Origin of the sequence: Mycobacterium sp. MFM001 (genome assembly GCF_003402475.1) — a bacterium.
In the GTDB taxonomy this organism is placed as follows: domain Bacteria; phylum Actinomycetota; class Actinomycetes; order Mycobacteriales; family Mycobacteriaceae; genus Mycobacterium.
This window is the reverse complement of record NZ_BFAB01000011.1, coordinates 58,086-70,261: the sequence shown is the minus strand read 5'-3', so window position 1 is coordinate 70,261 and position 12,176 is coordinate 58,086. Positions and strand designations below refer to the sequence as shown.

Here is a 12,176-nt window from a genome sequence, read left to right as displayed (position 1 = left end):
CCGAAGGGCAGGACGATGATCGGTGTTGCGGCATTGGTCGTCGGCATCGTGCTGGGACTGGTCTTTCACCCCAGCGTGCCGGAGGTCATCCAACCGTATTTGCCCATCGCGGTCGTCGCGGCGCTCGACGCGGTATTCGGCGGATTGAGGGCCTATCTGGAACGCATCTTCGACCCGAAGGTGTTCGTGGTGTCGTTCGTGTTCAACGTGTTGGTGGCCGCGCTGATCGTCTACGTCGGCGACCAATTGGGCGTCGGCACACAGTTATCCACGGCGATCATCGTGGTGCTGGGCATCCGCATCTTCGGCAATGCGGCCGCACTCCGGCGCCGGCTGTTCGGGGCCTGAACGCAGGCGGCAACGTGAGCGACTCCGACGCCAAAGATGCAGCGCCCCAGTCGAATATGGGTGAGGGTGAGCACCACGGCCGACACGAATTGCCGCCGCATCAGCCGCGGCCCGAGATCGGTCAGCTTCAGCCGCGCGGACTTTCGGGGCTGTGGCGACGCGGCCGCACGGTGTTCGGCGCGCTGGCCGTGCTGTTGTGCCTGCTGCTCGGCGTCGCGATCGTCACCCAGGTGCGCCAGAACGAATCCGGGGACGCCCTGGACACCGCCCGACCGGCCGACCTGCTGGTGCTGCTGGATTCGCTGCGCCAACGCGAGGCCACGCTCAACACCGAAGTGGCCGAACTGCAACGCACGCTGTCGACGTTGCAGGCCTCAGGCAGCAGCGACCAGGCCGCCATCGAGAACGCCCAGGCCAGGCTCGCCGCGCTGTCGATCCTGATCGGCACCGTCGGCGCCACCGGTCCGGGTGTCACCGTGACGATCGACGACCCGGGGCCGGGCGTGGCGCCGGAGGCGATGCTCGACGTGATCAACGAATTGCGGGCCGCCGGCGCCGAAGCCCTGGAGATCCGCGACCGCCAGCAGGCCGTGCGGGTGGGCGTCGACACCTGGGTGATCGGCGCGCCCGGCGCGCTGACCGTCGACGGCAAAACCCTGTCTCCGCCGTATTCGATTCTGGCCATTGGTGATCCGCCCACCTTGGCCGCGGCGATGAACATTCCCGGCGGCGCCGTCGACAGCGTCAAACGCGTCGGCGGGACAATGTCGGTGCAGCAAGCCGACCGCGTCGACGTCACCGCCTTGCGACAACCAAAACCACGCCAATACGCTCAGCCCGTCAAGTGAGCACCTCGAAGAAGAACAGGACCATCGTGAGCGATATCCCGCCCGACCTGCATTACACCGCCGAGCATGAGTGGGTTCGCCGCACCGGCGACGACACCGTGCGGGTGGGGATCACCGACTTCGCGCAGTCGGCGCTTGGTGACGTGGTGTTCGTGCAGTTGCCCGACGTGGGCACCGACCTCACCGCGGGCGAATCGTTCGGCGAAGTGGAATCGACCAAATCGGTGTCGGATCTCTACGCGCCGGTCTCGGCGAAAGTCATTGCCGTCAACGGCGATCTGGAAGGCAGCCCGCAATTGGTGAACTCGGACCCATACGGTGCGGGTTGGCTGTTGGACCTCCAGCTCGACGGTGCGGCCCTGGAGCAGAGCTTCGCGGAATTGCTGGACGCCGAGGCGTACCGCGGCACGCTCACCGAATGAGAATTGTTAGGGTGCCATGCGCCCGGCGACGATGCGCGCCGTGAAGCGGCGTGAGGAGGAGCCGGGCAATCAGACGAAGCCGCCGATCCGGCGGTGGTGGGCACATTGCGGCCCTGTGCGCGGTACGGTCGACACATCGACGGTGATGCAGGTGGGAAACCGGCCGGCCGGGCCCGATCAGACAGCGCCACAGCGGCCAGTGAGGAGCAGCGGGTGACGGAGAAGGACAACGACCAGACTTCTGACGAAGTGACCGTGGAGACGACATCCGTCTTTCGGGCCGACTTCCTCAATGAGCTGGACGCTCCCGCGCAAGCGGGCGGTGAGAGCGCGGTTTCCGGAGTCGAGGGACTGCCGGCCGGCTCGGCGTTACTGGTCGTCAAGCGCGGACCCAATGCCGGGTCGCGATTCCTGCTCGACCAGCCGACGACCTCGGCCGGCCGCCATCCCGACAGCGACATCTTCCTCGACGACGTCACCGTGAGCCGGCGGCACGCCGAGTTCCGGCTGGAGAGCGACGAGTTCCACGTCGTCGACGTCGGCAGCCTCAACGGCACCTACGTCAACCGGGAGCCGGTCGACTCGGCGGTGCTGGCCAACGGCGACGAAGTTCAGATCGGCAAGTTCCGCCTGGTGTTCTTGACCGGCCCGAAGCCCGGTGACGACGGGGGACCGGGAAGCTAGTGACCGCGCCGGATACCCCCGGGCTGGCCGGGATGTCGATCGGAGCGGTTCTCGAGTCGCTGCGGCCGGACTTCCCGGATGTGACGATCTCCAAGATTCGCTTCCTGGAGGCCGAGGGCCTGGTGACGCCGCAGCGCGCCGCATCGGGGTATCGCCGGTTCACTGCTTACGACTGTGCGCGGCTGCGGTTCATCCTGACCGCGCAGCGGGACCACTATCTGCCGCTGAAGGTGATCAAGGCGCAGCTGGACGCGCAGCCCGACGGTGAGTTGCCGCCGTCCGGATCCCCTTACGGCGTACCGCGATTGGTCTCGGTCAACGGCGAACCGGGCTCTGACCCGGCCGCGGTGGGTCCCACCCGGGTTCGGCTGAGCCGCGAGGATCTGCTCGAGCGCTCCGGCGTGGACGAGACGACGCTGACCGCGCTGCTCAAAGCGGGCGTGATCACCACCGGGCCGGGCGGCTTCTTCGACGAGCACGCCGTGGTGATCCTGCAGTGCGCGCGGGCGCTGTCGGAGTACGGTGTCGAGCCGCGTCATCTGCGCGCGTTCCGCTCGGCGGCCGACCGGCAATCCGACCTCATCGCGCAGATCGCCGCGCCTCTGCTCGGCGCGGGCAAGGCCGGCAAGGCCGGTGCCCGCGACCGCGCCGACGATCTGGCGCGCGAGGTTGCCGCACTGGCGATCACGTTGCACACGTCGTTGGTCAAGTCGGCCGTGCGCGACGTTCTTCACCGCTAAAGGACTAGACTTTTCTCGACGGCTTGGTGGCCGGCGGCACGGGCGAAAAAGAGGGTTCCACCGCGACGCCGGACCAGGTCTGTGGGACATGGCAGCATGGTGCGGAGGGCAGACACAGATGGGTGAAGTTCGCGTGGTCGGCATTCGCGTCGAGCAGCCGCAGAACCAGCCGGTGTTGCTGCTGCGTGAAGCCAACGGTGACCGCTACCTGCCGATCTGGATCGGCCAGTCCGAGGCCGCGGCGATTGCCCTGGAGCAGCAGGGCGTCGAGCCGCCTCGCCCGCTGACCCACGACCTGATCCGGGATTTGATTGCCGCGCTTGGGCATTCGCTCAAAGAGGTGCGCATCGTCGACCTGCAGGAGGGCACCTTCTACGCCGACCTGATCTTCGACCGCAACATCACCGTGTCGGCGCGGCCCTCGGATTCCGTGGCCATCGCGCTGCGGGTCGGGGTGCCGATCTACGTCGAGGAGGCGGTGCTCGCCGAGGCGGGTCTGCTGATTCCCGACGAGAGCGACGAGGAGCCCAGCAGCGCGGTCCGCGAGGACGAGGTGGAGAAGTTCAAGGAATTTCTGGACAGCGTGTCGCCCGACGATTTCAAGGCCACCTGACCGGCAATCTGAGATCACGGAAGCGTCTCATCTGGGAGTTCGACTTCGACACGCCCGCCGGATGGGCATCCAGTGATCGTCGCGGCGGCCATACTTTGATGTCGACGGCCAACACGACAGCGAGTCGAAAAGCGTATGCTCACAAGCACTCGGCCTGAGCAAACGCGGCTGCCGGGCAGCCATGAACGAGCGCGATCGGCGAGAGGAAGCACTGTGGGCGACCAACCACGTCAGGATCAGTTGGACCTCGAGACCGGCTCCGCCACCCCGGACGAAGCGGCCGGTGCACCGGCCGAACCCGTTCAGGCCGGACTGTTCCCCGACGACTCGGTGCCCGACGAGCTGGTCGGCTACCGCGGACCCAGCGCGTGTCAGATCGCCGGAATCACCTACCGCCAGCTGGACTACTGGGCGCGCACGTCGCTGGTGGTTCCGTCGATCCGCAGCGCCGCCGGCTCCGGCAGCCAGCGGCTGTACTCATTCAAAGACATCCTGGTCCTCAAAATCGTCAAGCGGCTGCTGGACACCGGCATCTCGCTGCACAACATCCGCGTCGCCGTCGACCACCTGCGCCAGCGCGGCGTGCAGGACCTGGCGAACATCACGCTGTTCTCCGACGGCACCACGGTGTACGAGTGCACCTCGGCCGAGGAGGTCGTCGACCTGCTCCAGGGCGGGCAGGGCGTGTTCGGCATCGCCGTCTCCGGGGCCATGCGCGAGCTGACCGGAGCCATCGCGGACTTCCCCGGCGAGCGCGCCGACGGTGGCGAGTCGATCGCGGCCCCGGAGGACGAGCTGGCCTCCCGCCGCAAGCACCGCGACCGCAAAATCGGCTAGCGTCTGAGCGCTCCCTCGTCAGCGCTTTTGCACACGAGTACACTGATCCCCGCATCGCACTCGAGCGGGAGAGAGCCGTGGTTGCCAGCCACGGACGCCGAAGGAGCAACACCTCTCCGTCAACCTCTCAGGCACCCAGGACCGCGCGAGATAACGATGCCTCTGGAAAGCGGTGTCGGCCCCCGAGGGACCGCCACCCGCCGATGGGGAAAGGCGCCCACCGACACGGCGGCGCCGAATCTCTCAGGCGCCCGGTGCGGGTAGCGACAGAGGGAGAGGGCACGCAGGCCTCTACCCATGTCAGGAGCCCCCAGTGTCCGACCACTTCGCTTTCGCCGACCGGCATATCGGCCCCGACGACCAGGCCATCGCGACCATGCTCGAGGTCGTCGGCGTCGACTCGCTGGACCACCTGGCCGAAAAGGCGGTGCCCACCGGCATCCTCGACGCGCTGACCGACTCCGGCGCCGCGCCCGGCCTGGATCGGCTGCCGCCGCCCGCCACCGAGACCGAGGCGGTGGCCGAGTTGCGCGAGTTGGCCGACGCCAACACCGTCGCGGTGTCGATGATCGGCCAAGGCTACTACGACACGCTCACGCCGCCGGTGCTGCTGCGCAACATCATGGAGAACCCGGCCTGGTACACGGCCTACACGCCGTACCAGCCGGAGATCAGCCAGGGCCGGCTGGAGGCGCTGCTGAACTTCCAGACCATGGTGGCCGACTTGACCGGCCTGGAGGTCGCCAACGCGTCGATGCTCGACGAGGGCACCGCCGCCGCCGAGGCGATGACCCTGATGCACCGCGCGGTCAAAGGCACCTCGAACCGGCTGGCCGTGGACGTCGACCTGTTCGCCCAGACCGCCGCCGTGCTGGCGACCCGCGCCGAGCCGCTGGGCATCGAGATCGTCACCGCCGACCTGCGCGACGGGCTGCCCGACGGCGAGTTCTTCGGTGTGATCACCCAACTGCCGGGGGCCAGCGGCCGGATCACCGACTGGAGCGCGCTGATCGCGCAGGCGCACGAGCGCGGCGCGCTGGTGGCGGTCGGCGCCGACCTGCTGGCGCTGACGTTGATCACCCCGCCCGGTGAGATCGGCGCCGACGTCGGATTCGGCAGCAGCCAAAGATTCGGTGTGCCAATGGGTTTCGGCGGCCCGCACGCGGGATACCTGGCAGTGCACGCCAAGCATGCCCGCCAGCTGCCCGGCCGGCTGGTCGGGGTGTCGCTCGACGCGGACGGGGCGCCGGCCTACCGGCTGGCGTTGCAGACCCGCGAGCAGCACATCCGCCGCGACAAGGCGACGTCCAACATCTGCACCGCCCAGGTGCTGCTGGCGGTGATGGCGGCGATGTACGCCAGCTACCACGGCGCCGGCGGGCTGACCGGGATCGCGCGCCGGGTGCACCGGCATGCCGAGCGGATCGCCGCCGCGCTGGGCGAGGCGCTGGTGCACGACACGTTCTTCGACACCGTGCTGGCGCGGGTGCCGGGCCGCGTCGACGAGGTGATCGCTGCCGCCAAGGCCGACGGCATCAACCTGTGGCGGGTCGACGACGACCACGTCTCGGTGTCCTGCGACGAGGCCACCACCGACGAGCACGTCGCCGCGGTGCTGGCGGCCTTCGGGGGGCAGCCGGCCGAGCCGTCGTTCGCCGGCATCGAGACCCGCACGTCGGAGTTCCTCACGCATCCGGCGTTCACCAAATATCGCACCGAGACGTCGATGATGCGGTACCTGCGCACGCTGGCCGACAAGGATCTGGCGTTGGACCGCAGCATGATTCCGCTCGGCTCGTGCACGATGAAGCTCAACGCCGCCGCCGAGATGGAGCCGATCACCTGGCCAGAGTTCGCCCGGCTGCATCCGTTCGCCCCGCCTTCCGACACCGCGGGGCTGCGCCGGCTGATCGCGCAGCTGGAGACCTGGCTGGTGCAGCTGACCGGCTACGACGCGGTCTCGCTGCAACCCAACGCCGGTTCGCAGGGCGAGTACGCGGGCCTGCTGGCGATCCACGCCTACCACGCGAGCCGCGGCGAACCGCACCGCGACATCTGCCTGATCCCGTCCAGCGCGCACGGCACCAACGCGGCGTCGGCCGCGCTGGCCGGCCTGCGGGTGGCGGTGGTGGCGTGCCGCGAGAACGGTGACGTCGACCTCGACGACCTGCGTGCCAAGGTCGCCGAGCACGCCGAGTCGCTCTCGACGCTGATGATCACCTACCCGTCCACGCACGGGGTGTACGAGCACGACATCGCCGAGATCTGCGCGGCGGTGCACGACGCCGGCGGGCAGGTGTACGTCGACGGCGCCAACCTCAACGCGCTGGTCGGGTTGGCGCGGCCGGGGAAGTTCGGCGGCGACGTCAGCCACCTGAACCTGCACAAGACGTTCTGCATCCCGCACGGTGGCGGCGGGCCCGGGGTCGGGCCGGTGGTCGCGCGTGAGCATCTGGCGCCGTTCCTGCCGGGGCATCCCTTCGCGCCGGAGTTGCCGGGCGGGGGGCCGGTGTCGTCGGCGCCGTACGGGTCCGCGTCGATCCTGCCGATCACCTGGGCCTACCTGCGGATGATGGGCGCCGACGGCCTGCGCAAAGCGTCGCTGACCGCGATCGCCTCGGCCAACTACATCGCCCGCCGGCTCGACGAGTACTTCCCGGTGCTCTACACCGGCGAGAACGGCATGGTGGCCCACGAGTGCATCCTGGATCTGCGACCGATCACCAAAGCGACCGGCGTGACCATCGACGACGTCGCAAAACGCTTGGCGGACTACGGTTTCCACGCCCCGACGATGAGCTTCCCGGTAGCCGGCACGCTGATGGTGGAGCCCACCGAGAGCGAGAGCCTGGCCGAGGTGGACGCCTTCTGCGAGGCGATGATCGCGATTCGCGCCGAGATCGACAAGGTGGGCGCCGGCGACTGGTCGGTCGACGACAACCCGCTGCGCGGCGCGCCGCACACCGCCGAGTGCCTGCTTGTCGACAAATGGGAGCACTCCTACACCCGGGAGCGGGCCGCCTATCCGCTCGGCAAGAGCTTCCGGCCCAAGGTGTGGCCGCCGGTGCGCCGCATCGACGGCGCCTACGGCGACCGCAACCTGGTCTGCTCCTGCCCGCCTGTGGAGGCCTACGCCTAGCTACCGTGGAGCGCATGACCCGCGTCGACTACGTCATCAACTACGTCGCGTCGCTGCAGCGCTCGGTGGCGTTCTACCGCGACGTGATCGGTCTGCAGGTGCGCATCGAGGGCGACGGCTACGTCGAATTCGCCATGGACAACACCAAGTTCGCGCTGTTCGAGCGGTCGAAGCTGCCGATGCTGATCGGGCGCGACGGGGGCAGCGCGCCGTGCGGCGAAATCGGGTTCCTGGTCGAGGACGTCGACAGCGAAGCGGACCGGCTGCGCGCACTCGGTGCCGAGATCCTCACCGGACCGGTCGACCGCCCGTGGCGCGAACGGACCCTGCACATCGCCGACCCGGACGGCAACGTCGTCGAGTTCGCGCAGAAGCTGCCGACCGGTTGAGGCTCAACCCAGGAAGGTGGTCACCGCGGTCGTCAGGTCGGGGGAGGCCGAGGTCGCCAGGTTCTGGTAGGTCCCGCCGGACAGCTGCGCGACGGCCTCCCAGGTCGACCGATCCGGGTCGCCGCCGAAGTCGATGACGTTGACCGCCACCGGCTTGGCCGGGTCGGCGCTACGCCGGATGAAGTCCTGCAGACCCGGGCCGTCGAGAGTCTGGTCGGTGTGCGGGCCGGCCGTGATCACCAGCACCGAATTCGTTTGTCCTTCACGGAAATTGGCCTGCGCTGCCTGATAGACCATCCGCAGCGTGGTGAACGACACCGCCCCGCCGGCCGACGAGTACTGCTTGTCCAGCGCCGCGGTGAGCGCGGCCGTGCGGGGCTGGCCGTCGACCTGATCGCCCAGCGGGCCGGCCGACACCTCGGCGCGGCCTTCCTTGCCGTCGAACGTCCACAGCCCGATGACCGAGTTGGGCGGCAGCGCTCGGATCCGGTTGTCAAGTGCGGCAACAACATTGGCCAGCCGCGACTTGCCGCCCTCGTCGGTGGTCATCGACTGGTCGAGCATGATCGTGGCGGCTGGCCCGTTCGACGGCGCGCTCAGCGTGCCGGCCAGGGTGGCTCGCATCGCGTCGTCGCCGACCGACAGCGTCGACGGCAGCGCCGCGAAACTGGCGACGTCGCTGCTCGGCGGCTTGACCCCCTCGGCGCGGAAGCCGGCCTTGGCCAGTTCGGCGAGCTGGTCGGACTTGTGCATGAACCGGGCGAACGCGCTGGCCGCCGTCACCTGCTCCTCCGACAGCCACGAGCCGCTGAGCAGCACCGTCGGATAGTCGGCGACCGCAGCCGGGCCGGGCGGCAGCCACGAGGTCAGCGACTTGGCGGCATCGGGAACCGACTCGCCACGCGCGAAGAGCTGCTGTTCGGTGGTGACGACGGCGTGCACCGGCGCGCCGGCCGGATCGCCGGATTTCAGCAGCGCGTTCATCGCCTGGTCCAGCGAGTCGTCGGGCAGCTTCGGCTGGGCGTCGAGCAGCGTGCGCACGGCGCCGGTGCCCGCGGTGGGCGGCGCGCCCTGCGGCGCCGACGCCGCGGCCACCGCCTCGGCGGCCAGGTAGGCCGCGTCGCCGTTGCCGCTGGTCGGCAGCGCCAGCCGCAACGATCCCCAGGCCGGCAACTTCAGTGCGGCCAACCCGTCGGGTTTGCTCTGCAGCCCGGGCAGCGTCGACCAGCTCTGGCCGCCGAGCGCGCGCTGTAGTTCGGGGCGCACCGCCAGCAGCACCGGCGACGTGACCAGCGAGCGGCTGTCGCTGATGGTCTTCTGCCCGGCGGCGGCTGACAGCCGGGCCGCCGACACCGAGCTTCCCGGGATCCACAGCCCGGGTCGCGCTCCGAGTTCGTCGGGCCAGTTTCCGACGAACCCGTTGATGACGGCGTCGGAACCCGCGGATTTGACGCTGACCGCCACGCAGCGATCACCCACCGGCGTCGCCGAGGCGTTGTAACGCTCGGCGAGCTTGGCCACTGGGTCGGCGATGGACGGATCGGCGATGACGGCGACCGTGTCCTTGCCGCCGACGCACCGACCGGCGGCGGTGTGGGAGCGATGCGACAACGCGTCGCCGAAAAACCGCCACAGAATGACCGCGGCAACCACCACGACAACCGTCACCAGGGCGGCGATCACCCCGATGCTCACGCCGCGTCGCCCGCCGTCGCTGCGGTGGCGACGCACCCAGTCGGCGGCGCCGCGATGACCGCCACGACTCGGCGGCGGGGTCGGCGGCTGCTGGCTCAGACGCGCGAAGCTCGGGTAGTCGTCGGGTTCGTCGTGCTCGTCGGCGTACTCATCGGAGTAATCGCGATAGTCGGCGTAGCCGGGGTCGTCGGGAAGCTCGTCCGGATACTCGTAGTCGTCTGCCGGTTCCTCGGACTCGTCGGGGTCCGGAATGCTGTGCCTACCCATCAGGCACTCGAGCGGGCCTTAAACTCGCGACGGCGCCGGTGCAGAATCGGCTCGGTATAGCCGTTGGGCTGCTGCGCGCCGGACAGGATCAGCTCCTCGGCGGCGAGGAAGGCGATGGACTCGTCGAAGTTGGGCGCCATCGGCAGATAGGCCGGGTCGCCGGCGTTCTGCTGATCCACCATCGGGGCCATCCGCTCCAGGCCGGCGCGCACATCCTCGGCGGCGATCACGCCGTGCTTTAACCAGTTGGCCAGCAGCTGGCTCGAAATCCGAAGCGTCGCACGGTCTTCCATCAACGCGACGTTGTGGATGTCGGGCACCTTAGACGAACCGACGCCCTGGTCGATCCAGCGCACCACATAGCCCAGGATCGACTGGCAGTTGTTGTCGATCTCCTCGCGGATCTCATCCGGTTCCCAGGCCAGTTCCTTGGTGGCGAGGGGGATGGTCAGCAGCTGGTCGATTGTGGCGCGCTTCTTGCCGGCCAGTTCTTTTTGCACCGCAACCACATCCACGTAGTGGTAGTGCATGGCGTGCAGCGTGGCCGCGGTCGGCGAGGGCACCCACGCCGTGCTGGCACCCGCCTTGGGCTGAGCGATCTTCTGCTCGACCATGTCGGCCATCAGCTCCGTCATGGTCCACATGCCCTTGCCGATCTGGGCGTGCGCGGCGAATCCCGTTGCCAGACCGGTGTCGACGTTGTTGTCCTCGTAGGCCAGGATCCACGGCTGGCTCTTCATGGTGCCCTTGCGCACCATCGGCCCGGCCTCCATCGAGGTGTGGATCTCGTCGCCGGTGCGGTCCAGAAAACCGGTGTTGATGAACACGATTCGGTCGGCGGCGGCCTTGATGCACGCCTTGAGGTTGACGGTGGTGCGCCGCTCCTCGTCCATGACGCCGACCTTGAGCGTCTTCTGCGGCAGCCCGAGCACGTCTTCCACCCGGCTGAACAGCTCGGTGGTGAACGCCACCTCGTCGGGCCCGTGCATCTTGGGCTTGACGATGTAGATCGATCCGGTGCGGCTGTTCATCAGCGGCCCGTTGCCGTCGGACTCCTTCAGCCCGTGGATCGCGCACAGCCCGGTGAACAGCGCATCCTGGATGCCCTCGAAAACCTCGTTGCCGTCAGCGTCGACGATCGCGTCGTTGGTCATCAGGTGACCGACGTTGCGCACGAACAGCAGCGCCCGGCCGGGCAGGGTGAACTCGCTGCCGTCGGGCGCGGTGTAGGTGCGGTCCTGGTTCAGCACCCGGGTGAACGTCTTGCCGTCCTTGTCCACCTCGGCGGACAGGTCGCCCTTGTTCAGGCCCAGCCAGTTGCGGTAGGCGCGGGTCTTGTCGTCGGCGTCGACTGCGGCCACCGCGTCCTCGAAGTCGATGATCGTGGTGACGGCCGACTCCAGCACGACGTCCTTGATCCCGGCGCGGTCGGTCTTGCCGATCGGCGACTCCGGGTCGATCAAGATCTCGATGTGCAGGCCGTTGTTGACCAGCAGCACCGACCAGTCGGGGTCACCGAGTTGCCCGGTGTAGCCGGCGAACTTCTCCGGGCTGGCCAGCCCGACGGATCCGTCGGCGGTTTCGATCTTCAGCTCGCCGTCGTCGACGGACACGCCCGTCGCGTCGGCCCACGAACCGGACTCCAGCGGCACCGACTCATCGAGGAACTTGCGGGCGTAGGCGATCACCTTGTCGCCGCGCACCTTGTTGTAGCCGCTGGTTTGCTCGGCGCCGTCGGTTTCCGGGATGACGTCGGTGCCGTACAGCGCGTCGTACAGCGAGCCCCAGCGGGCGTTGGCGGCGTTCAGCGCGAACCGGGCGTTGGTCACCGGCACCACCAGCTGTGGACCGGCCGTCGTGGTGATCTCGGGGTCGACGTCGGCGGTGGTGATCGTGAAGTCGTCGGGTTCGGGTTGCAGGTAACCGATTTCGGTGAGGAACTGGCGGTAGGCCTCCGGGTCGTGCGGTTCGATGACGCGGTGGCGGTGCCACTTGTCGATCTGGGCCTGCAGCTCGTCGCGACGGGCGAGCAGGTCGCGGTTCTGCGGGGTCAGGTCGGTGACCACCTTGTCGACACCGGCCCAGAAGCTGTCGGGGTCGATGTCGGTGCCGGGCAGAGCTTCGGTGTTGATGAAGTCGTAGAGCACCTTGGCAACGCGCAGGTTCCCCACCGGCACGCGATCTGTCATCTTTT

11 protein-coding genes and 1 riboswitch are annotated in these 12,176 nt (G+C 68.6%); of the genes, 9 read left to right on the top strand and 2 right to left on the bottom strand.

What is annotated here, in order from left to right; all coding sequences use genetic code 11:
* Positions 1-15: 15 nt before the first annotated feature.
* The 9 genes from MFM001_RS18415 to MFM001_RS18375 all read left to right on the top strand — a co-directional run bounded on the left by MFM001_RS18415 (position 16) and on the right by MFM001_RS18375 (position 8,020).
* A complete protein-coding gene (locus MFM001_RS18415) occupies positions 16-348 on the top strand; it encodes a small basic family protein (RefSeq protein ID WP_116376714.1) in 333 nt (110 codons plus the stop codon).
* A 56-nt stretch (positions 349-404) separates the two neighbouring features.
* Positions 405-1,196, top strand: a complete 792-nt coding sequence (locus tag MFM001_RS18410) for a DUF881 domain-containing protein (protein WP_116376713.1) — start codon at positions 405-407, stop codon at positions 1,194-1,196.
* A 26-nt stretch (positions 1,197-1,222) separates the two neighbouring features.
* A complete protein-coding gene (gcvH, locus tag MFM001_RS18405) occupies positions 1,223-1,618 on the top strand; it encodes a glycine cleavage system protein GcvH (protein WP_116376787.1) in 396 nt (131 codons plus the stop codon).
* Between the two features lie 213 nt (positions 1,619-1,831).
* On the top strand, positions 1,832-2,302 hold the full coding sequence (gene garA, locus MFM001_RS18400) for a glycogen accumulation regulator GarA (protein WP_116376712.1): 471 nt from the start codon (positions 1,832-1,834) through the stop codon (positions 2,300-2,302).
* Complete coding sequence (locus tag MFM001_RS18395) at positions 2,302-3,042, top strand: MerR family transcriptional regulator (protein ID WP_116376711.1); 741 nt, start codon at positions 2,302-2,304, stop codon at positions 3,040-3,042. The genes garA and MFM001_RS18395 overlap by 1 nt, the downstream gene beginning before the upstream one ends.
* Before the next feature lie 118 nt (positions 3,043-3,160).
* A complete protein-coding gene (locus tag MFM001_RS18390; RefSeq protein WP_045383147.1) occupies positions 3,161-3,655 on the top strand; it encodes a bifunctional nuclease family protein in 495 nt (164 codons plus the stop codon).
* A 213-nt stretch (positions 3,656-3,868) separates the two neighbouring features.
* Positions 3,869-4,492, top strand: coding sequence for a MerR family transcriptional regulator (locus tag MFM001_RS18385; RefSeq protein WP_116376710.1), 624 nt, complete (start codon positions 3,869-3,871; stop codon positions 4,490-4,492).
* A 55-nt stretch (positions 4,493-4,547) separates the two neighbouring features.
* A riboswitch (glycine riboswitch) is annotated at positions 4,548-4,646 on the top strand.
* A gap of 159 nt (positions 4,647-4,805) precedes the next feature.
* On the top strand, positions 4,806-7,631 hold the full coding sequence (gene gcvP / locus MFM001_RS18380; RefSeq protein ID WP_116376709.1) for an aminomethyl-transferring glycine dehydrogenase: 2,826 nt from the start codon (positions 4,806-4,808) through the stop codon (positions 7,629-7,631).
* A gap of 14 nt (positions 7,632-7,645) precedes the next feature.
* Entirely contained in the window at positions 7,646-8,020 is a 375-nt protein-coding gene (locus MFM001_RS18375; protein WP_116376786.1) for a VOC family protein, read from the top strand.
* 3 nt (positions 8,021-8,023) lie between these two features.
* On the opposite strand, the gene MFM001_RS18370 is transcribed toward MFM001_RS18375, so the two are convergent.
* Together MFM001_RS18370 and MFM001_RS18365 are read right to left on the bottom strand one after the other, a co-directional pair.
* Positions 8,024-9,982, bottom strand: a complete 1,959-nt coding sequence (locus tag MFM001_RS18370) for a substrate-binding domain-containing protein (protein ID WP_116376708.1) — start codon at positions 9,980-9,982, stop codon at positions 8,024-8,026.
* A complete protein-coding gene (locus MFM001_RS18365) occupies positions 9,982-12,171 on the bottom strand; it encodes a malate synthase G (protein WP_116376707.1) in 2,190 nt (729 codons plus the stop codon). Before MFM001_RS18365 ends, MFM001_RS18370 begins: the two co-directional genes overlap by 1 nt.
* Positions 12,172-12,176 lie beyond the last annotated feature (5 nt).